Annotated in this window: 11 protein-coding genes; 7 read left to right on the forward strand and 4 right to left on the reverse strand. The window is 70.3% G+C overall.

The features are described 5' to 3' along the window. Positions 1 to 178: 178 nt before the first annotated feature. Complete coding sequence (locus ACFWM2_RS22905) at positions 179 to 1,333, reverse strand: serine hydrolase domain-containing protein (protein WP_383282789.1); 1,155 nt, start codon at positions 1,331 to 1,333, stop codon at positions 179 to 181. A 183-nt stretch (positions 1,334 to 1,516) separates the two neighbouring features. Here ACFWM2_RS22905 and ACFWM2_RS22910 point away from each other — a divergent pair, with 183 nt between their 5' ends. From ACFWM2_RS22910 to ACFWM2_RS22930, 5 genes are all read left to right on the forward strand, one after another. Continuing rightward, positions 1,517 to 3,892 carry a serine/threonine-protein kinase gene (locus ACFWM2_RS22910; protein WP_383282792.1) on the forward strand — a complete coding sequence of 792 codons (2,376 nt, stop codon included), beginning with the start codon at positions 1,517 to 1,519 and terminating at the stop codon, positions 3,890 to 3,892. A gap of 278 nt (positions 3,893 to 4,170) precedes the next feature. After that, positions 4,171 to 6,969 carry a protein kinase gene (locus ACFWM2_RS22915; protein ID WP_383282795.1) on the forward strand — a complete coding sequence of 933 codons (2,799 nt, stop codon included), beginning with the start codon at positions 4,171 to 4,173 and terminating at the stop codon, positions 6,967 to 6,969. Between the two features lie 199 nt (positions 6,970 to 7,168). After that, entirely contained in the window at positions 7,169 to 8,884 is a 1,716-nt protein-coding gene (locus tag ACFWM2_RS22920) for a protein kinase (RefSeq protein WP_383282924.1), read from the forward strand. A 132-nt stretch (positions 8,885 to 9,016) separates the two neighbouring features. After that, positions 9,017 to 10,690 carry a serine/threonine-protein kinase gene (locus ACFWM2_RS22925; protein WP_383282798.1) on the forward strand — a complete coding sequence of 558 codons (1,674 nt, stop codon included), beginning with the start codon at positions 9,017 to 9,019 and terminating at the stop codon, positions 10,688 to 10,690. 95 nt (positions 10,691 to 10,785) lie between these two features. Further along, positions 10,786 to 12,579: a serine/threonine-protein kinase gene (locus ACFWM2_RS22930; protein WP_383282801.1), complete on the forward strand. Its 1,794-nt coding sequence runs from the start codon at positions 10,786 to 10,788 to the stop codon at positions 12,577 to 12,579. Between the two features lie 41 nt (positions 12,580 to 12,620). On the opposite strand, the gene ACFWM2_RS22935 is transcribed toward ACFWM2_RS22930, so the two are convergent. The 3 genes from ACFWM2_RS22935 to ACFWM2_RS22945 all read right to left on the reverse strand — a co-directional run bounded on the left by ACFWM2_RS22935 (position 12,621) and on the right by ACFWM2_RS22945 (position 16,603). Next, complete coding sequence (locus ACFWM2_RS22935; RefSeq protein ID WP_383282804.1) at positions 12,621 to 13,448, reverse strand: hypothetical protein; 828 nt, start codon at positions 13,446 to 13,448, stop codon at positions 12,621 to 12,623. Between the two features lie 137 nt (positions 13,449 to 13,585). Continuing rightward, the gene (locus ACFWM2_RS22940; RefSeq protein ID WP_383282807.1) at positions 13,586 to 15,691 is read right to left on the reverse strand and encodes a glycosyltransferase family 4 protein; all 2,106 of its coding nucleotides are present in this window, start codon (positions 15,689 to 15,691) and stop codon (positions 13,586 to 13,588) included. A gap of 3 nt (positions 15,692 to 15,694) precedes the next feature. After that, a complete protein-coding gene (locus tag ACFWM2_RS22945) occupies positions 15,695 to 16,603 on the reverse strand; it encodes an alpha/beta hydrolase (RefSeq protein ID WP_383282810.1) in 909 nt (302 codons plus the stop codon). A gap of 628 nt (positions 16,604 to 17,231) precedes the next feature. Here ACFWM2_RS22945 and ACFWM2_RS22950 point away from each other — a divergent pair. Beyond that, the gene (locus ACFWM2_RS22950; RefSeq protein WP_383282813.1) at positions 17,232 to 18,515 is read left to right on the forward strand and encodes an integrin alpha; all 1,284 of its coding nucleotides are present in this window, start codon (positions 17,232 to 17,234) and stop codon (positions 18,513 to 18,515) included. Positions 18,516 to 18,523: 8 nt separating this feature from the next. Continuing rightward, positions 18,524 to 22,183 (forward strand): LamG-like jellyroll fold domain-containing protein, encoded by a 3,660-nt coding sequence (locus tag ACFWM2_RS22955; protein ID WP_383282816.1) that lies wholly within the window; start codon positions 18,524 to 18,526, stop codon positions 22,181 to 22,183. Positions 22,184 to 22,367: the final 184 nt, after the last annotated feature.

A 22,367-nucleotide genomic window follows, 5' to 3' on the forward strand; every position in this document is an offset into this window, starting at 1 on the left:
GGGGGAGACGAACGAACCTTGTGGAGGGGGGGCGGGGGGGGGGAGGGGGGGAGAGAGAAGGAGAGCAGAGATCCTTGAACTACTCCCCCCCCACCGGTGGTTTCGGCTTCGGTCCGGTGCCCGGATATCACTCGAACGGGTGTCGTGAGCTGGGATCTTTGCTCGGGACCCGGCCGTTCTACGGGGTGCGGGGGCAGAACTCGGCGGCGAGCAGGGCCGGTTCGAGGTCCGGGTCTGCGATCCCGCCCGTGTTCACCCGGAAGGTGAGGACACGACGACCGTCGACGGTGGCCGCGGTGCGCACGTAGCTGCCGGATATGCGGCCGTTGTGCCCCCACACCGTGGTGCCGCACGGCAGCTTCACGGGGTAGAGACCCATGCCGTACTGGCCCTGTGCGGCACGGGTGTTGAGCATCTCGCGCCGCTGGTCCGGCGGGAGCAGCTCACCGCCCAGCAGGGCCGCGTAGAAGCGGTCCAGGTCGGCGAGGGTGCTGACCAGCTCGCCCGCCGCGCCGGCCACGCGCGGGTCGAGCTCGGTCACATCGGAGCCGTCGGTGGCGTAGGCACGGCCGTGCGGAGAGGGGAGCGACATGCGGGAGCCCGGGAAGGAGGTGCCCGTCAGACGGAGCGGAGTGATGATCCGGCGCCGGACCTCGGTGGCGTACGAGTCGCCGGTGACCTGCTCGACGACCATGCCGAGCAAAACGTAGTTGGTGTTCGAGTAGGCGAAGCGGCCGCGGTCGGCCGGGGGGTGGGTGAGAGCGATGCGTACGGCCTGAAGCGGGGTGACGGGGAAGGCCCCCTCGGTGTCCCGGGTGAAGTCGTAGAGGCCGCTGGTGTGGGTGAGCAGGGCACGCAGGGTCAGCGCGCGGCCGTCGTTGCCCGCTCCGCGCACCACACCCGGAAGGTGATCGTCCACGGAGTCCGACAGGGACAGCCGGTGCTCGGCGGCCAGTTGGAGGACAACCGTCGCGAGGAACGTCTTCGTGATGCTGCCGGCACGGAAGTGGTCCTCGCGGCGGATGGCGGTGGCGGGGCCCGGGGTGGTGCCGGGGCGGGTTGCGACGGTGCTCCCGTCGTCCGGGGCGGAAGGGGACGGCGGGCGGGAAGGGACGGAGGCGGTGGCGCCGGCTTCGGCATGGGCGAAGCGGGTACCCGACTCCTCGCGGGCCAGGAGAGCCGCGGCCGGGGCCTTTCCCCGGGTGACGAGCAGCGCGAGAGCCGCGTCCGTTGGCGTGGCCGTATGGGCGGATGAGCCGGCCGGCGCGAGGGCGAACAGGGCGACGGCCAACGGAATGGCCACGAGTGTCCGACGTGTCCGGTGCTGCGGCATCGCGGTCCTTCCTTGTCGGGTCCCATCATGTGGGACGGTCGGGGAGGTGCGTCGGGCGGTCCCCCGGTGCGGGCGGCCCGCGAGGCGGGTGCCGTGCGGGCCCCGGGGGCACCCTGGGCGTCGGGTGGTCCATGCGTGGGGGACAATGGAGGCTCTGTCAGGGCGGGTTGCATGAGGGGACGCATGTCGGAGGCGGAGCAGACGGGAGCATCCCGTCAGGACAAGAGCGGACGTCTCCTCGCCGGGCGGTACCGGCTGGGAGTTGTACTCGGCCGCGGCGGCATGGGCACGGTGTGGCGCGCCGAGGACGAGACCCTGGGCCGCACAGTGGCCGTCAAGGAGCTGCGGTTCCCGTCGAGCATCGACGAGGACGAGAAACGGCGGCTGATCACACGGACGTTGCGCGAGGCCAAGGCGATCGCCCGGATCCGGAACAACGGCGCGGTGACCGTCTTCGACGTGGTCGACGAGGACGACCGGCCCTGGATCGTGATGGAGCTCGTCGAGGGCAAGTCGCTCGCCGAGGCCATCCGGGAGGACGGGCTGCTCACGCCGACGAGGGCCGCCGAGGTGGGCCTCGCGATCCTCGACGTGCTGCGGGCGGCGCACCGCGAGGGCATCCTGCACCGGGACGTGAAGCCGTCGAACGTGCTGATCTCCGAGGACGGCCGGGTCGTGCTGACCGACTTCGGTATCGCGCAGGTGGAGGGCGACCCGTCGATCACCTCGACCGGCATGCTCGTCGGCGCGCCCTCGTACATATCGCCGGAAAGGGCGCGCGGTCACAAGCCCGGGCCCGCGGCCGACCTCTGGTCGCTGGGCGGGTTGTTGTACGCGGCGGTGGAGGGCGTGCCGCCGTACGACAAGGGCTCCGCGATCGCGACGCTCACCGCGGTGATGACCGAACCGGTGGAGCAGCCGAAGAACGCGGGACCGCTGGAGAAGGTGATCTACGGCCTGCTCGCCAAGGATCCCGACCAGCGGCTCGACGACACCGGTGCGCGCGCGATGCTCAACGAGGTGATTCACGCGCCCACATCCCCGGAGACGGGGCCGCAGGCTCCGGACGCGACGAAGGTCGTGGCGATGCCTCCGGTGCCGGACGAGGGACCGGGCAGGGACAGTTCCACGGGCTCCGGAGGCAAGCGGGGCGAAGAGGCGGCGGTGCGACTGCGCGGGGCGCTGCGCTCCGTGCGGAAGGCGGCCACGGCGGCGGGTGCGGCGACGGCCGCGGCGGCGGCTACCGCGCGCACCAAGTCCGGCGGTACGCGCGCTCCCGGCTCCGCCGACTCTTCGGGTGCTTCGGGTCCCTCGGGTCCCTCGGGCGCCTCGGGCGCCTCGGGTGGCTCCGGGGCCGACGGTGTGTCGGGCGCTGCGGGGTCCGGGGGTTCTGCCAAGTCGGCGTCGGCGTCGGCCGGCGTGGGTGCTCCGGCTTCGGGTAAGTCCGGGGCGTCTGGGGTGGGTGCGGGTGCGTCCACCGCGTCAGGTGTGTCAGGTGCGTCCACCGCGTCCGGTGCGGGTGGCTCCGGCCGGTCCAGTGGGCCTGGTGGGTCTGGCGGGTCCGGTTCGGGGAAGACGGCCGGCGCGGCGGGTGCCGCGGCTGCCGTGAGCGGCACCGGCACTGGCCCTGGCGCCGGCACTGGCGCCGGAAAGGTCGGGGCTCGGGACGGTGCCACCTCGGTTTCGAACCAAGGCCCTGGGCAACGGACTTCGGGCTGGCCCGAGGTTCCCCCGGCGCGGCCGCGTCCCGTGCCCCGGGCGCCGCTCACCGACGTGGTGCCGCGGCGGACGCTGGTGATCGTGGCGGTGGTCGTCGTCCTCGCGGTCCTCGGTGCCGTGCTCGCCCTCACCCTCGGCGGCGACGACGGCTCGTCCAAGGACACCAAGAACGGCGACTCCAAGGCCGCCGCCAGCGGGGCGACCGCGGGCAGCGCCGACAAGGGCAAGGATTCCGGCTCGCACACGGACAGCGGTGAGAAGGACGGTTCCGCGTCGGGCTCGGACGGCTCGGGCACGGGAACGGCCGCCGGCAGCACGCCGAGCGCCGGCGCGAATGACGACGCGAATGACGACGCGTCGAGCGGGTCGAGCGGGTCGGGCGACGACGGTTCGGCGTCGGGCGAGGACTCCGCCGTAAAGACGTACAAGGGCGATCAAGGGTTCTCGATCGGGCTGCCGAAGGGGTGGAAGTACCAGTCCACGAGCGACGCCGGGGTGCGCTTCACGGGTCCCGACGGGCAGAAGCTCCTGGTCGGCTGGACGTCCACGCCCAAGAACGACCCGGTGGCGGACTGGAAGAACCAGGAGCACTACATGACGCGCCAGCAGTACAAGCGGGTGCGAATAGAGAAGGTGGACTACCGCGGCTGGAACACGGCCGACTGGGAGTTCACCTATGTGGACGGCGGGACGAAGTACCGGTCGATCGACCGTGGGTTCGTCGTCGACTCGGACCTCGGATACGGACTGATGTACACCGCGAAGGACGCCAAGTGGGGCAGCGACCTGCGCAAGAGCACCTGGCAGACCCTGACCAGTACGTTCGAGCCGAAGTCGTGAGGCCGGGGGCGTGACGCCGGAGTCTTGACGTCGGCGTCGTGATGTCGGCGTAGTGACGTCGGACCCCGGGGTGTCGAGGGCCGACGGGGTGCGGGTGGACAGACCGTCGGCGACTGTTCAGCGGTGGCTGCGCGAGAAGGAGTTCGGGGGCGTGAGATCTTGCATCCCCTCTTTGCGGGTTGCCTCCGGCACGTATCGTGAGTGGTTGCGGACCGTACGAAGCCACAACGGGACGCAACCCGAACGGAATTGACCACCGGGCGGCCGGGGGAGGCGTCGTGGACGACTACGCGGGACGGGTACTCGCCGACCGCTACCGCCTGCCGCTGCCGCCGTCCGACGAGTACGAACTCGCCGAGACCCGGGCCTTCGACACGTACAGCGGGCAGGAAGTCCTGGTCAGGCAGGTGCCGTTGCCGGAGGTCGTCGAGGCCGAGGTGCTCGACGCGGACGGACTGCCCGAGGGTTTCGTGGCGCGCGAGGGCGCCCTGGGGGGCCGGGGCCGCTCCGGCGCCTCCACGCGGACCGCGAGCCGGCCCACCGAGCCGGCCGTGCAGCGCGCGATCGAGGCCGCGCAGGCCGCCGCCTCGATACCCGACCACCCCCGACTCGACCAGGTCTTCGACGTGTTCGCCGAGGGCGGTTCACTGTGGGTGGTCAGCGAGTTGGTGGCCGCGCGGCCGCTGGCGGCGCTGCTCGCCGACAAGCCGCTGACGCCGTACCGAGCGGCCGAGGTCGCCTCGGACGTCCTGATGGCCTTGCGCGTCCTGCATGCGCACGGCTGGGTGCACCGGAATGTCACCGCGCGCACGGTGCTCATCTGCGACGACGGCCGAGTGATGCTCACCGGCCTCGCTGTCGGCGCCGCGGAGGAGGCGCTGTGCGGTTACGACCCGGTGCCGCCGCGGGACTTGGAGCCGCCCGGCGGGCACGGCCCCGAAGGGCCCGGCGGTCCGGGACCCGGCCGGGCGACGGTCGGATCCACCGCTCCCGGCGCCGGGAGCGGTGGCGCGCACGCCGTGGACCCCGAGGCCGCGCGACGGGCGGCGATCGAGGCGCGGGAGAAGGGTATCGAGGCGCGTGCGGCCGGTATCGAGGCCCGCGCCACGGACGGCCCGCGCGGTGGCGTGCCCGCCCTCGGCGGCGGCAGCAGCAGAGGTGGTGGCGCGGAGCCCGATGCCGGGGACGACGCCAGGGCGGCGCGGGCCGGGGCGATCGCCGCGTACCGGGCGGGCGCCCGTGCCGCGGCGCGCGTGCACGAGGCGCAGCGGGGTGCCCAGGCGGCGCTGCCCGCGCCACGGCCCACCCCCGGTGCCGGCGGCGACGAGGCCACGACGGCCCCCGGTTACGGCGCCGAGGCGCAGCGGAACCCCGCCCGCGGCGTCGAGCACACCTCCAACGGCCCGGCCCCCGGCCGGATAGCCGATCCCTACGGACGCGCCGACCCCTGGCATGGAGCCGTACCCCGCGGCGGTGCCGGCGGCGACGCCCAGAACGGCCGCAGCGCGTTGCACGGAGGCGGCCAGGAGCAGGGGCGTACCGCGTTCCCGCCCACCACCGCGACGGGTGTGCCGCCTCAGGGCCGGCAGGCTCCTCACCAGGCCCAGCCGCGCACCGACGGAGGCGGCCAGGAGCAGGGGCGTACCGCGTTCCCGCCCTCCACCGCCACGGGTGTGCCGCCTCAGGGCCGGCACGCTCCTCACCAGGCGCAGCCGCGCACCGACGGTGCGCCGGCATCCCCGCAGGCCACCGGCACCGGCACCCGCTGGGACCACCCGACCGCCGGGGCCGCGCCCCGCCGTGGGCCCGCCACCGCGCTCGCCGCCGAGCGGGCGCGGCAGGCGAGGATGGCCGTGGTCGGCCCGGTGACCGAGCGCTGGGCGCCCGAGCAGGCGGGCCCGGTGCACGAGAACTGGCAGCTCGCCGCGCCGATCGGTCCCGTGACCGACCTGTGGGCGCTCGGGGCGCTGCTCTTCCGCGCCGTACAGGGCCACGCGCCCTATCCGGAGGAGAACACCGCCGAGCTGGTGCAGCTGGTGTGCGCGGAACCGCCCGCGTTCGCCGAGGAGTGCGGCCCGCTGCGGCCGGTCGTGGAGTCGTTGCTGCGTCAGGACCCCACCGAGCGGCTCGACTTCGAGGAGCTGCGCGGCTGGCTGCGCTCGCTCGTCCGGTCCGCTCCGGAGCCGGAGGCGGGTGCGCACGTCATAGCGGCGCCGCCCGTCGACCCCAGGCGGCTGCCGATCGTACGGCGGCGGGGCGAGCTCGTCCGCAGGCGTCGCGCCGGGCTGCCCGCGACCAGCCCGCACGCCCGTCACAAGCGCGCCAAACAGGGCCGGCCGCCCAAGCCCCGGCAGCTCGGGCGGAATCTCGTCCTGCTGGTGCTGCTTCTGCTGGCCGCCGCGATCGCCTACGCGATGTACTTCATGCCGAAGTCCGAGCCGGGCGACAGCACGGGCGGGGAGCGGACCGGGGCCGCCGGGGAGGTCAGCCCCGCCCCCGACACCAGCGCGGACGGCAGGGCGAGCAGTGAGCCGCGTCCCGACCAGACGTCCCCGGGCGGGGCCAAGAGCCCTTCCGGCTCCTCCCGTTCGACGCAGTCGAAGCCGGCCGGCGACCCGGATGTCGCCCAGGGCTTCACGCTGCGCAAGGACTCGGCGGGCTTCCGGGTCGCCGTCGCGCGCGGCTGGGACCGCGCCCCCAAGAACGGGCGCGGTCAGGTGGTGTACTCCCACGGGGACTTCGACCTCATCGTCGTACCCGGGCGGGACAGCACGAGCGCGTACGGCAGTGATCCGATGACGTATCAGCGGGAGAAGGAGCCGGAGCTGCAGCCGTTCCGCGACTCGACCTGGGCCACGTCCAGCGGGATGCGGACGATCGACGTGGGCGGACGCACTATGGTCGAGGGGCAGTTCACGTGGACCGACGGCGAGGGGCGCGAGCTGTTCGTGCGCAACCTCGTGGTCGTCGCCGGCGGGCGCTACCACGTGGTGCAACTGCGCGGCCCGGAGGCCGAACGCGACGAGGTGACACGGCTGTACGAGCAGGCGTCGGCGACCTATCAGGTCACCGGCTGAGCGTTCCGCCGCGCCGTTCCGTACTCGTGTTCGCACCTTTGGCCGCGCCGTGACGTGGAGTTGTCCCAGCGGTTCCCGTCCGTGCATGGAAGGGATAACCGTCACAGTGCGGTCTCCGTACGACCGCGCCGGTTCCCTGAGGAAGGGCCGGGTCCTTAGTCTGACCTCGTCAAGACCATTGCGGGGAAACGTGAATCAGATGCAGGGCCTGCTCCTCGCGGGCCGCTACCGCCTTGTCGACTCCATCGGCAGCGGGGGCATGGGGCGAGTGTGGCGTGCGCACGATGAGGTGCTGCACCGGGCCGTCGCCGTCAAGGAGTTGACCGCAGCGCTGTACGTCACGGAGAGCGACCGCGCGGTCCTGCTCGCCCGGACCCACGCCGAGGCGCGGGCCGCCGCCCGGATCAACCACTCGGCTGTCGTCACCGTGCACGACGTTCTCGAACACGACAACCGCCCGTGGATCGTGATGGAACTCGTCGAGGGCAACTCGCTGGCCGACGAGGTCAAGGAGAAGGGGCAGATCGAGCCGGCCGAGGTGGCGCGCATCGGACTGTGGGTGCTGCGCGCGCTGCGGGCCGCACACGCCGCCGGAGTGCTGCACCGCGATGTGAAGCCGGGCAACGTCCTGCTGGCCACCGACCGCCGGGTCCTGCTCACGGACTTCGGGATCGCGCAGGTCGAGGGCGATACGACGATCACGCGCACCGGCGAGATCGTCGGCTCGGTCGACTTCCTCGCGCCCGAGCGGGTGCGGGGCCATGACCCCGGCCCCTCCTCCGACCTCTGGGCGCTCGGGGCCACGCTGTACACGGCGGTGGAGGGGCGGTCGCCGTTCCGGCGCACCTCGCCGCTGACCACGATGCAGGCGGTGGTCGACGAGGAACCCACCGTGCCGCGCAACGCCGGTGCACTGGAACCCGTGATCAGGGCGCTGCTGCGCAAGGATCCCGCCGCCCGGCCCGGCCCCGAGGAGACCGAGCAGATGCTCGCCGAGGCCGCGGAAGGGCGCCGGCCGCGCGCGGCCCAGGCGTATGTGCCCACTCAACATGTGGATACGGGACGTGTGGCTCCGGGCCACACGGGAGCCGGGGCAGGGTACGGCGGGGCCGGCCACACGGGGACCGGCCACACAGGGGCCGGCCACCCTGCCGGGTCCGCGGCCCATGGCGCGCTTGGGGCGACGACCCATGTGCCGGGACACCAGGCGCCGGGCCCTGGCCCTTCCGGCGGGACGCTGCCGGGGCCCTTCCCCGCGTACAGCGACTCCACCGGAGCTCCGGGCGGAGCTCCCGGTGTGCCGAGGAAGCGGCGGCTCGGCCGCACCCTCGCAGTTGTGGCGGTGCTGGCCGCGCTCGCCGGCGGCGGCGGTGCTCTGGCCCTGCACTACGCGGACGGGGCGCGTCAGGAGTCCGGATCCTCGAACTCCGGCTCCGGGCAGCAGCAGACCGGCGCCGTCCCCAGTGGCTGGGTGCGGGTCCAGGACGTCGAGGGCTTCAGCCTCGCCCTGCCCAAGGGCTGGAAGCGGCAGATCAGCGGCACTCAGATCGACTACACGCCCGACGGCGGCAAGCACTTCGTGCGCATAGCCGTGGACGACTCGCCGGACTTCGACACCGCCAACATGCACCAGCTGGACCTGGAGCAGCAGTTGAAGAAGTTGCAGGACTACAAACGGGTGAGCCTCCAGTCCAACATCTACCGCGACTGCCCCGGCTCCCTGTGGGACTTCACGTGGACCGCGCAGGGCAAGGACGCGTCGTTCCCCGGACCGCGCCGGGCCATCGAGCAGACGTATCTGGGCCGCGACGGCGTCGAGTACGCGATCTACATGTCGTCGCCGGCGGCCGACTGGGACACCGCGCGCGAGCAGTTCGACGCGGTGCTGCGGGGGTGGCGGCCGGAGGGGGAGTAGCGCGGCAGCGGCAGGATCCGACCTCGCCCGGCACCCCCTGAACACCACCCGGCACCGCACCCGCGTCACATGTCGGCCACCTCGTACCGCAGCCCCGGGGAGGTGCTCGTCCGGTGCGGCATGATGGGGCGCATGGGGACCGAGGGGGAGAACGCCCGCGTCATAGCGGGCCGTTACCGGCTGGAGGCCAGGATCGGCCGGGGCGGAATGGGCGTCGTCTGGCGTGCCACCGACCAACTGCTCGGCCGTCAGGTGGCGGTCAAGGAGCTGGCGCTCGACGACTCGCTCTCGGCCGACGAGGCCAGGATGCAGCGGGACCGCACGCTGCGCGAGGCCCGCGCGGTCGCCCAGCTCCGGCACGCGCACATCATCGTCGTGCACGACGTGGTCGTGGACGACGAACGCCCGTACATCGTCATGGAGTTGATCGTCGGCGGCTCGCTCGCCGACCGGATCTCCAGGAACGGCCCCGTCGACGCTGTCGAGGCGGCCCGCATCGGCATCGACCTCCTCGGGGCGCTGCGCAGCGCGCACGACGCGGGCGTCCTGCACCGGGACCTCAAACCCGCGAACGTCCTGATGGAGGCCGGCACCGACCGCGTCGTCCTCACCGACTTCGGGATCGCCCAGGTCGCGGGCGCGACGACGCTCACCGAGAGCGGTGCCTTCGTCGGTTCGCCCGAGTACACCGCGCCCGAGCGGATGTCCGGGGCCAGGACGGGCCCGGAGTCCGACCTGTGGTCGCTCGGCGCGCTGCTGTGCACGGCCCTGAGCGGCGCATCGCCGTTCCGCCGCGACTCGTTGGGCGGCATCCTGCACGCGGTCGTCGTCGACGAGATCCGGCCGCCCGACCAGGCCGCGCCGCTCCTGCCGGTCGTACGCGGGCTGCTGGAGCGCGATCCGGACCTGCGGCTGGGGGCGACGGAGGCGGAACGGTTGCTGCGGGCGTTCCTGGACACGGGCCGCACGCCACGGGCGTCGTCCGCGTACACGCCGACGCAGCGCGACGTGGCACGGCGCAAGCCGGCCCCGGCGCCCCCCGCCCCCACGGCTCCCACGACAGACTCCGCTCCGGCGGCCCCGGCCGACCGGCCGCCCTCGAAACAGTCCGCGCACTCCGCGCGAGGGGTGCTGGTTGCCGCCGCACTGGTCGCCGCCATGGCCGGGGCGGGGGTGTCCGCCGCGGCGCTCCTGATGCACAAGGGCGGTGACGGCGGTGGTACGCCCACGAGTTCGGCGCCGCACAGCGCACCCGCCTCGCCCCGTACGACGAAGACCTCCCCCACACCCACGACTTCCGCCTCCACGGCCCCCACCCCCACGGTGACGGTGACGAGTTCGGGTGTCGTGGCGCCCGCCTCCCGCAAGGCGCCCTCGGGGTACCGCCTCGCGCAGGACCCCGCCGGATTCTCGCTCGCGGTGCCGGAGGGCTTCACGCGCGAGGCGCAGGGCGAGCGGACCTTCTATCTCTCGGAGGGCGAGGTCTTCCGGCTCGGCATCAAGGCCACCGATCCCGAACCGGACGGACCGACGGCGGTGATGCGCAGGGCGGACGCCAAGGGGCCGTCCACGAACCCGGGTTACCACGACGGCCGCGTCACCGGGACCACGCACAACGGATACCCGGCCGCGCTCTGGGAGTTCAGCTGGGGCGGCTTCACCAAGGCGGAGGGCGCCCGGCACACGTACGACCTGTGCTGGGAGCAGGACGGGCGGATGTACGACGTGTGGGTGTCGGCGCCGGTCGGCAAGGTCACCGAGGCGAAGGAGTACTTCGACGTCGCGGTGGACACGTTCGTACCGTAGTAAACGGGAGATAAGGGACGCTCCGGGTCACGGGTCTGTGACCGGAAAGCGACCGGGGTGGATCCCGCGCCGCCCGCCGCGATATGCATGAGGCCATGAGCAGCAACGGGGGAGCCCCTTACGGATCCGACGAGCCAACGAGTTTCGGTCTGCAACCGCCGCGGCCGGGCGTGCCCGCGCAGCAGTCCGGCGGCCCCGGGCAGCAGTCCGGCGGCCCCGCGCAGCAGCCCGGGGTGCCCTATCCCGGCAACCCGTACGCGGCCCCGACCCAGTTCGTGCCGCAGCACGAGGCTCAGCAGCCCCCGCATCAGCAGCCCCCGCTTCAGCGGGGGCCGGAACAGTCGCGATCGGAACAGGCGCGATCGGAACAGGTGCGACCGGAGGGGCACGACCAGCCGTCGCACGACCCGGGCGCCGGGCGCCTGATCGGCGGCCGCTACCGTCTGCTCTCCAAGCTCGGACACGGCGGCATGGGCACGGTGTGGCGGGCCAAGGACGAGACGGTGGACCGCGAGGTCGCCGTCAAGGAGCCCCGCGTTCCGGACCATCTTTCCGAGCGCGAACGCGCCAACGCCTTCGAGCGGATGCGGCGCGAGGCGCGGGCCGCGGCCTGGCTCGACCACCCGGCCGTCGTCAACGTCCACGACGTCGCGATCGTGGACGGACAGCCGTGGATCGTCATGGAGCTGGTGCGGGGCCGCTCGTTGGGCGACGCGCTCCAGGAGGGCACCCTCGGCGTGCGCGAGGCGGCCCGCGTCGGCCTGGAGGTGCTCGGCGCCCTGGAGGCCGCCCACGCGGCGGGCATCCTGCACCGCGACGTCAAGCCCGACAACGTCCTGCTCGGCCGCCACGACCGGGTGGTCCTCACCGACTTCGGCATCGCCCAGATCGAGGGCGAGACGAACCTGACGGACACGGGCGGCTTCGTCGGCTCACCCGAATACATCGCCCCGGAACGGGTGTTGGGCCAGCGTCCCGGCCCGTCCTGCGACCTCTGGTCGCTGGGCGTGGTGCTGTATGCGGCCGCCGAGGGCGTCTCCCCGTTCCGTCGCAGCAACACCCCCGCGACCCTTCAGTCCGTCCTCAACGCCACGCCCGCGGCGCCCGCCGCAGCGAAGGGCCCGCTCGCGGAGGCGATCAACGGACTGCTGAACAAGGACCCGGCCCGCCGCCCCGCAGCCGCGCAGGTGCGCCGGCTCCTGGAGGAGGCCGCGAAGGCCCCGCAGGAGACCCAGATCGTCCAGATCACCGTCCCGGGCGGCAAGGGCATCAGACTCGGCCGCAAGGCGTGGTCCGGCGTGGGCGCGGCGGTCGTCGCGGTGGCGGTGGCCGCGTATCTGGTGATCGCGAACCCGTTCGCGGGCCCGCTGCCGGACAACTGGAAGCAGCGGGAGGAGAAGGCGCTCGGCGTGACCCTGGCCGTACCGGCGGACTACCGGCCGGGCCGGCCGGAAAAGGACGACTCGGACCAGAACTGGGTGACGTACGGCGACTGGAGCGGCAGCATCTGGATCGGCCTGAAACTGGCGAAGAAGTCCGAGGACAGCAGCAACGAGATCAAGGGGTCCTCGGCGGCCCAGATGTACGCCGACGACGGGGAGTTCAAGACCAACGGCGAGTACGACCTGAGCATGCCGGAGAGCCCGAAGACGTCCCCGCGGTCGACCACGTACCACGGCAAGAAGTCGGCGGAGAACACGGTGATCTACACGACCACCGACAGCCAGGACCCGCGTCCCCGCGAGCTGAAGATCTTCTACTACAAGTCCTCCGCCACCGGCGACATGTACAAGCTCACGGTCAGCTACCCGGGCAAGGGCGACTTCACCGACCGGGGCCGCGAGGTCGCGAGGACGGCGATCGCGAACCTGGGGATCGACAAGCTGTAGATGGGTCGGCCGTAAGGGGCGCGGGTTCTGGGCCGGGTGGCTCAGGCGAGCTTGGCCGCCTGGGCCTTGACCAGGTCGGCCGGGACGTCGTAGTCGGAGGCCTTGGCGTCGTCGGCGAAGGCCGCCAGGCTCATCGTGTAGTACGTGGCGATGCTGTCGCCGTGGCGCACGACCTCGCCGTGTACCAGGTACTTGCCGCCGTCCGCGACTCCGGTCACGGCGAACGCCAGTGACTCGTCGCCGGTGCCCGAGGCCTTCTCGGCCTCGACCTTGGAGAACTTCTGGGTGTCGCCGTGCGCCGTGGCCTTGAACCCGCTCGAGCAGCCCTTGATCGCCTCCGCGACCGACGTCATGGTCTTCTGCGCGCGCTCACCCTCGTACGAGGAGAGCGAGACGAACGTCGCCGTGGTGCCGAGGGAGTCGTGGATCGAGTTCATCGCGTCCTCGAACTCCTCGTCCGTCATATCCTCCAGACTCTTCGTGGAGGACGCGCTGGGCGAGGCGACCTGTTCCGTGGCCAGGCGGTTGACGTAGGCGGACGAGTCCCCGGGTGCGAAGCCGGTGACGACGTACGCGACCGGCGCGCATTTCTGGTCCACGACCTTCACGTCGTCCTTGGAGGACGCGAACGGCTCGGCCTCGTCCGCCGCCCCGATCTTGTAGCCGTCCACATCGCCGGTGGCGATGATCCGCTTCTTCAACTCGGCTTCGGTGAGCGCCTTCGCGGCGGTCGTCGGCTTGTCGGAGCCGGCAGTCTTGCCGCTGTCTCCGGAGCCGGATCCGCTGTCGGAACAACCGGTGGCCAGCGCGAGCGAGAAAGCGGAGGCAACCATTGCTATGCCGGTGCGCGACAGCGTGGATCTCTTCATGCCGTGGATGTTCCTTCTCCGTGGTGAGCCGTGATCAAAAGGTGAAGGGACTATGCGGCCGGGGGTGAACAGACGTCAAATTCCCAAGTCCGGGGCGTCGTGCGGCGTGTTGGGGGTACGAGCATTCCGGGGCAGGGTCATTGAGCCGCAGGCGCCGGTCGCGCGACACCGATGGCGAGGTCATTGGTGACGGTGAAGAAAGGGCGTACCCCAACCGACTCCGGGGAGGGGGAGGCGAGCCGGGCCTTCGGGTACTTGTCTGTCTGCTTCCGGTCCACGATGTCGTCGGCGAGCCGTCCCATCCGTATGAGTTCGGCGTTCCGGGCCGGACGTATAAAGAGGTCCCACACCGTCTCGTCCGTGCCGATGGGGGCGGGCACGGACGTCAGGGTGGCCTCGAAGCGGCGGTCGGCGGCAGTGGTCAGGGGGGTTTCGACGTCGGGCTCGCCCGTCGTCCGGGAGAGGCCGAGCAACACGGCGTCCTCGTGGAGCTCGACTCCGTGAAGCAGCCCCTCAAGACGCAAAAATCCGTCGCCTGTGCGGATGACCTCCACCTCCGCGTGCGCGGAGCGATGGAAGGTCCGCAGCGCCAGGAAACCGTCCTTGGTGGGGTACGGAATCCACCAGGCGACCGGACCAGCCGACGGGAGGGCGGCGTTCAGCAGGCCGCGCTGTTCGACGAGCGTGGCCTTGAGGCGGCGCCGCTCACCGTCCTCCCCGCGCTCCACGTAGAGGTCCCAACGTCCCTCGGCCAAGGCGAGGTCGCCGCGGCGGAGGCCGGCCGTCCAGGGAGCCTTCTGTGTCGCTGGACTCACCAGCGGAACGCGTATCTCGCTGTCGCTCTGTCGCAGGCGCAGCACGAGGGTGAACCGCTCTTTGAAGAGGCCTGACGCACTTACCGCCATGTGTACGGTGCCTTCCGCATCCGTCCGGCAGCGCGCCTTGGGCCGCAGCGGAGGCGGGCCTTCCTGAGACATCGGGGGAGCGCTGGCGGTGGTCGTCTGCGTAGCGATCTGCGGCTGGTCCTGTGGGCGTTTGGCCATCAACGGAGGTATCGCACGTCGAAGGCGGCGACCGATCCTGGCGGTCGCGGGGACCCGGGCCTCGCGCAGCTCGGAGAACAGGCGCTCGTACTCTTCCGCGATGCGGCCGGGCGCGAAGCGCTGAGCGGTCGCGCGGGCAGAGGAGCCCATACGGCGTCGCCCGTCCTCGTCGTATATCAACTTCATCAGGGCCGCGGCGAACGCGCCAGAGTCCCCGGGGGGTACGAGAAGCCCGTCGGAACCATCGGTGATGATCTCGCCAGGACCGTGTGGGCAGTCGGTCGCGACGACTGGTAGGCCGGCATGCATGGCTTCGAGAATCGTCATGCCGAACGACTCCCATTCCGAGGTCACGGCGGCGAGGGACGCCTTGGGCCACTCGGTCTCCAGCCGCGGGTGAGGTCCCATGAGGAAGGCGTGATCGTTCAGGCCGAGTGTGTCGATGAGGGCCCGAAGGCGTGGGCGCTCGGGTCCCTGGCCGTAGATTCTGAGCTGCCATTCGGGGTGGACGGCGACCACTTCGGCGAAGGCCTCGATGAGGAGGTCGTAGCGCTTGACCGGCATGAGACGGCCAGCTGCCATGACCAACGGCGCCCGCCCGTCGGAGGGTTCGGATTTCGGTCGGGGCGCAGCGTTCGCTATGTCGACGATGCGGGTCTTGGACCTGGGCAGATGAGTACGGTGGTCTGCTGCGTCCTGCGCGGAAACGGTAACAAATGCGTCCAGGCGACCCGCCACTTCGTTCAGTGCGGATCGGACCTCTGGGACGTGATTGTCGTACGAGAGGTGTTCCTGCCCTATGCGCAGATAGCGGCGGTCGCCGTGTTCGGCGAGGAAGACGACGAGGGCGGGGCGCGTGGCGATGACCACGTTGGCATCGGTTTCCGCGAGGTGGCTCCGAAGCCGTTCGTCCGTCAGCGCTGTGTACCGGTGGGCGAGGACCTCGGCGGGGGGTACGACCGTTGAGGGCTGTGCCATGAGGTCGTGCCCGCCGTCGAACGTTGCGGCTTCGGCCCGTTCGTCGACGAGGGGCGTCAGCCGGATCCTGCCGCTGATGCCGAGGAGAGGCTTGTCCTCGGTGCGGAAGACCGAGACGATTTCGACCTCGTGACGCGCTGCCAGCGCCGCGGCCAGGTTGAGCGTCGACCGGACCGTGCCGCCTATGGCATAGGCGTTGTGGAGCAGGAAAGTGATCTTCATCGTTCAGCTCCCTGCCGGAGAAGTGTGGTCCGCCGCCCAGGCCAGGACCTTGCCCGGCATGCCGTCGATGTCCAGGAGGGCACCTCCGTGCGCGGTGCTGTCCGGTGCGATCTCGACGGTGACACCGTCGAGGGGCATGTTGTGGTCGACCTCTTCGGCAGCCTCGAGATCAAGGGAGTGTCCGGCCGGTACGAAGTCGCCTTCGGAGTGAATCAGATACATGGGCGCGTCGTTCGCGCCGGATGCGCGGTTCTTGACGACCATGTCCTTCCAGGTGTCCCAACAACTCGGGTGCGACGAGGTGTCGGTGTCCGCAGGGTCTGGAGAACAGCGCGCCAGGATGGCCGCGTTGTCGCGGACCTTGCGCTCCTTGGGTGTGCTGGCGTCGTGGTTTCCGTCGTTCCAAGCTCTGTAGGGCGAAGCCACCGGAGACAGGGCGACGACGCCTCGCACGCGATCTGCCCCGGATCCGTAGGTGCCGACGGAGGTCGCTATCTGGCCACCGGCCGATGATCCCAGGAGAACGAGTCGGTCTGGATCCAGGTCGAACTTCGCCGCATTGTTCTTGATCCAGTCAATGGCCGAAATTGTATCGTCACGCTGGGCGGGCCAGGCAGCATCGAAATTCAGCCGATAGTCGACCGAAAACGCGGCATAGCCTGCATTGGCGAAGCTTCTTGACCAGGCGGCCCACCCGGAATCCTCGTACCAGTATCCGCCGTGCAAGATCACGATGCCCGGCTGGTCCACCGAGTCGGAATTCCAGTAGGCGTCTATTTTCTGCCGTTCATGCCCGCCGTAGGAGAAACCGGACTCATGGCGTTCGGCTGCCTCGCTATGCCCTGTGCCCAAGGCGATGGATCCGGCCAACAGAACAGCGCAGACGGTCAATATGTTCACCAGCCGACGCACGGTCCGCATCCCCGTTTCTGTGTGTGGCGGGCACATGATCGCGCTCGTAAATCAGAAGCTTCCGGCGCACCTGCTGTGCAGAGGCCGCGAACCTGACTGCGTACCCGAGGTGAAGAAACTATGAAGTGCAGGTCAGGAGAGTGTCAAACGCTTACCTGAGGAGGCGGCCGGGCTTGCCCTGTCCTGTTCGTTCAATACAGATATGCGCGCCTTTGCTCATATTTACTTGGTCCTTACATGCGTAAAACGGGCATGTACTTGACATGTGTGGTTCAGGTGAAGGTAACTTTGCAGTTGTTTTGCGCAGGCCGAGGAACCTTCATGTTCGGTCCGCGGGGGATTCACAGGGGTGGGGTGTAGGTATATGCGTGCCGGCCTGGCCGGATTCGCGGGGGTGGCTGTTGCCGCCCTCCTGGCGACATTGGGAATTACTTCTTTGGCGACGACGCAAGCCGCAGCGGCAACATGCACTGCAGGCACGTCCACCGATTTCAACGGTGACAGCGTCGTAGACACGGTCATAGCTGATCCGGACGCCACGGTGAACGGGGCCAAGGGCGCCGGACTTGTGCGCATCGTCCTGGGGGGCGGAAAGGGCGTCTTTGAGATCTCCCAGGCGACCAGTGGCATGAATGCCACGCCCGAGGCGGGCGACCATTTCGGTTTCTCCCGCACGTCCTACGACGCCGACGGGGACGGATGCGCCGACCTGGTGGTCGGAGTCCCGTACGAGGACGTTGCCAAGGACGGGGTCGATCTCATCGACGCCGGTGCGATCTACGTAATCCATGGCACGCCGACGGGGATCGGTACGGGCTCCAAGATCGAGAGCTACAACCAGTCCGGCCTCGACCCCAACACCACCACAGAGGCGTACGACTGGTTCGGCTACGCGGTAAAGGCGGGGGAGACCTCGACCGGCGCGCCCTTCCTGGCCGTCGGAGTCCCCGGCGAGAGCGTCACGAGCGGTGGCAAGACCTACTCGGACGCAGGATGCGTCCACTACGTCCAGGGCTCGACCAAGACCACGGTGAACCAGGACGACACCGGGGTGCCCGGAGTGGTCGAAGCCTACGACCGGTTCGGCTACTCACTGGCCGGCACGAACCGCTACTTCGCGGTCGGCGTGCCGGGCGAGGCGATCGACGACGCGAAGTTCGCGGGCGGCGTCACGGTCTTCAGCCACACCATCGCGAACGGCGTGCCCACCGCACTGGTCGGCATCGACCAGAACGCCACGGGCATCACCGGCGTCGCGGAGGCCGGCGACGGCTTCGGCACCTCGGTCTCCATGACGAACTACCGTCCCACAGACCAGACATTCAACTCCGATGTGCTGCTGGCTGTGGGCGCGCCGGGTGAGGACGTCCAGACGGTCGCTGATGCGGGGGGCGCCGCAGTCGTCCGGATCCAGCCCTCGGGGGCGTACACCGAGATGGCGGCGATCGATGCCTCCATGGAGAACGTCGAAGGCGACCCTGCCGCCGGAGACTTCCTGGGGCAGCGGGTGACGATCGCGAACACCGACACCAACGTTGTGACGACCGCCAACACCGTTCGTCTCGCTGTCGGCATCCCCGGCAGAGACGCGGGCTCGGTCAAGGACGCGGGCGCCGTCCAGATCTTCCGACCCCTGGCCGCCATCGGTGCAGCGGACAAGCTGCTGGCTCGCGGTTCAGGTCTCCCGGGCACCGCCACGGCACGCGACTACAACGGCATCGCCCTGACGTCCGGGGCAAGCAACCTCTACATCGGAGTGCCGTACAGCAAGGCGTCCGCAACCCCCAAGGGCGTGCTCTACGCCATCTCGTGGACGGACATCGACGGCACCACCAACACCGGCACCACCACGTACCAGCCGGGCTCGGGAGGACTTCCCGACGTGGGCGTCGCTTTCGGAACGGTCGGGTGACCGGGGGCATGCGGAGAAAGAAGCACACCACCGTGAAGTTCCGGATGAACGGCCGTCGACGCACGGCCACCGTGGCCGCAACCGTCGCGGCTCTGATGGCCGCGGGCCTGGGAGGCTTCCCCTCCTTCAGCACGACTGCTCCGGCCGCTGCCGACACCACCGACGAAGCCCCTTCGGGATCTTCGCTCACCCAGGAGGCCGCACAGTCCAAGGCCGCGAAGTCGGGCGAGTCCGTGGAGATCCTCAGCCTGCGCGACGAGCACAGCACCACCGTGGCCAACCCGGACGGCACCTTCACCGTGTCCGAGTACGTCCAGCCCGTCAGAACCCGTAAGGACGGGAAGTGGACGGAGATCGACACCACGCTGGTCAAGCAGGCGAACGGGACATTCGCCCCCAGGGCCGCGCTGACCGCGATGTCATTCTCCGGGGGCGGTGACCGGACCTTCGCCGAGATCGAGAAGGACGGACGCTCGCTCGCTTTCGACTGGGTGAAGAAGCTGCCAGATCCGGCGATCGACGGCTCCACCGCCACGTACGGGAACGTCCTGCCTGGGGTGGACCTCAGGGTCACTGCGGGGGCGGAGGGCTTCTCGCACGTGCTGGTGGTCAAGAACGCCGAGGCTGCTGCCAGCCCCGAACTGGCCGAGCTCGAACTGCCCGTTGACACGTCGTCCGTCGAACTGAGGGAAACCGACGCCGGAGGGCTGACGGCCACGGACAGTGGCTCGGGCGGCACCGTGTTCGAAGCGCCGCAGCCTCTGATGTGGGACTCCAGTCACGACGCCGATGCCGGGACTCCTGCGGAGACGTCTCCGTCGGCGGCGGACCCGGAGGCTGCCACGCCGCCCGACGGGTCGCAAGTGGCGGACGTATCAATGGACTTGGTGTCGAGCACCATGAAGCTCACGCCCGACGCGGAGCTGCTCAGCGACAAGGACACGGTATATCCGGTCTACATCGACCCCGTGGTCAAGACGGCCAATCGCAGCAGCTGGACCATGGTGTCCTCGAACTTCTCATCAGCCTCTTTCTGGAAGTTCAACGACGACGAGGGCGTAGGCAAGTGCCCCTCCGACGTGTCGTTCCGGTGCTCCAGCCAGGCCGACGTCAAGAGGCAGTTCTTCGCGATCCCCACCGGGACCTTCGAGGGCAAGAACATCGTCGACGCCCAGTTCGCCGTGACGATGGTGCACACGTACAGCACCTCGGCGCGCGAGGTGCAGCTGGCCCGTGTCAACAGCAGCGGCGCCAGCGCGATCAGCTCGTCGACGAACTGGTCGAACCAGCCGTCCTCGAAGGGCACGGTGGACGCCAAGTCGCCCACCAATCCGGCGGGTACGTGCACCTCGACCAACCAGAACGTGCGGTTCGACGTCAAGAGCACCGTTCAGAAGGCGGCCGACAGCGGCTGGGACACCACCACGTTCCGGCTCAAGGCAGCCAGCGAGTCCGACACGTCGTACTGGAAGCGCTTCTGCGGAAACGCCCATCTGGAGGTGACGTACAACCGTCCCCCACTCCAGCCCGACACGGACCAGCTGGAGATGACACCGGGTGGCTCCTGCGAGTACGGCCATGCCGCTGACCACTATGTGGCCGAGGCGCCGCATGTGACGGCGGTCATCAAGGACTACGACCACAACGACGCCGGCTCCAACAGCGAGAGTCTCCAGGCGCGCTTCAAGGTCTGGTGGACGAACAGCTCCGGCGACACGGTCACGCATTACGCGATGACCGGAAAGGTGACCACCAGCGGCAAGGGTCAGACCGGTCAGGCCTTCTTCTCCTACACCATCGGCAGTGACCTCAAGGGCGACGGCGAAGCGGACTTCAGCATCCCGCAGAACACCACCATCGGGTGGGCGGTCCAGGGCTATGACCAGAGGTCTGACGGTCCTTGGTCCACCGACGGCAGCCAGAACCGCTGTGAGTTCATCTATGACACGGGCAGGCCGAAGTCGGCGGTCGTCACCTCGCCCCAGTACCCGAACGACGAGGTCGAGCACGCGGGTACCGGTGACTACGGCAGCTTCACCATGGACTCGCCGTCCGCGGACGTGACGAAGTACAAGTACTACTTCACCGGCCCGCACGCTGTGAGTACGCCCGTGACGGTGGCCGCCGAGTCCACCGGCGGACCGGCGACGATCCGCTGGATGCCGCCGAGCGAGGGCGTGTACTACCTGCACGTCAACTCCATCGACGGGGCAGGCAATGACCAGAAGACACCGACGACCCACGTCTTCCTGGTCAGTGACGGCCGCGCTCCGGTAGCGGCCTGGACCCTGGGCGACGCCAGGGGCACGACGTCGGCGACCGGTAGCAGTGGCGCCCCCAATGCGGCGGCGGGTACCGGTGTGTCTTTCGGCGCCCAGGGCCCCCTCGGCTCCACCGACACCGCGGCCTCGTTCGACGGCACCGCGAACGCCTACCTCGACGCGGGCAAGCCCGTCGTCGACACCAGCGGCACCTTCTCCGTGAGTGCCTGGGTGATGCTGCCTTCCCTGCCCACCGAGAACGTGACGGTAGTCAGCCAGGACGGAACGGCCCAGCCGGGCTTCGAGCTCGGATACGACGTGGACAGCGCGTCGTGGACCTTCCGGATCCCCGTGAGCGACATGGAGTCCCTGGGCACCTGGAAGGTCTCCGGAGCGGCAGCCGTCGCGGGCAGCTGGACGCACCTCATCGGGGTGTACGACGCCGAGGTCGGCGCGACCGGCAAGATGATGCTGTACGTCAACGGCGTCCTGGTCGCGGACGACATTCAGGCACGCCACACGACGTGGAACGCTTCGGGTTCGCTGCAGATCGGCCGCAAGATCTCCTTGGGCGGTTATACCAACTACCTCAAGGGCAACGTCGCCGACGTCAAGGTCCACGACCGGGTGATCCCGGAGACCGAGGGCCAGGAGCTGGGCGGCATCCAGCCCCACCAGCTCGCCTACTGGCAGCTCGACGAAACGGCATCCGGAGTCTCCCCGGAAACAGCCGGCGGGACTGGACTGGCGCTGGGCGGTGGAGCCTCGATCTACCTGCCCGACGACTCCTGTGACCCCGATCTGGATCCGGACTGCGTGCCCCCGGCCGAGCCCCTGTGGGGTGACGGACACCTGGCGCTGAACGGCACCACCGCCTATGCGTCCCGGGCGGCGGGTCTGCTCACCGCGCAGGACAGCTTTACGCTGACCGCCCGCGCGCGGCTCGCCGCGCCGAACCCGTCCACGAACCAGACAGTCCTGTCGCTGTCCGGCACGAACGGGAGCGCGCTCGCCGTGAAGTACCTGGCTGCGAGCAACCGTTGGCAGCTCGTCGCGACGGCTGCCGACTCGCCCACCGCGGTGACCACGCCCGTCCTGGACAACGGCGATCTGCCCAGCTCGGTGGGAGACGGCGACCACATGGCACTCGTCTACAACGCGGTCTTCGGCGACGTGCTCCTCTACGTCAACGGCGTCATGGTGGCCCAGGCTCCCTGGGACAACACCTGGGACTTCACGAAGGCGGCCCTCCAGATCGGTCGCTCGCTGAAGGGCTCGACCGCGAGCGAGTACTTCTCCGGTGCCGTCGACGAAGTGCGTATGTATCAAGGGCCGTTGGATGCCTCGCTGGTCTCGCTGGTGGCGGTCATGCCGGCCGGCGCGAGCATCGACGAGACCTCGGCATAACCCCAGACGCGGGGGGGGGGGGGGGGGGGGGGGGGGGCCCCCCGCCCCCCCCCCCCCCCCCCCCCCCCCCCCCCCCCCTCCCCCCCCCCCCCCCCCACCCCCCCCCCCCCCCCCCCCCCCCCCCCCCCCCTCCCCCCCCCCCCCCCCCCCCCCCCCCCCCCCCCCACCCCCCCCCCCCCCCCAC

Source organism: Streptomyces sp. NPDC058371, assembly GCF_042723265.1.
GTDB lineage: Bacteria > Actinomycetota > Actinomycetes > Streptomycetales > Streptomycetaceae > Streptomyces.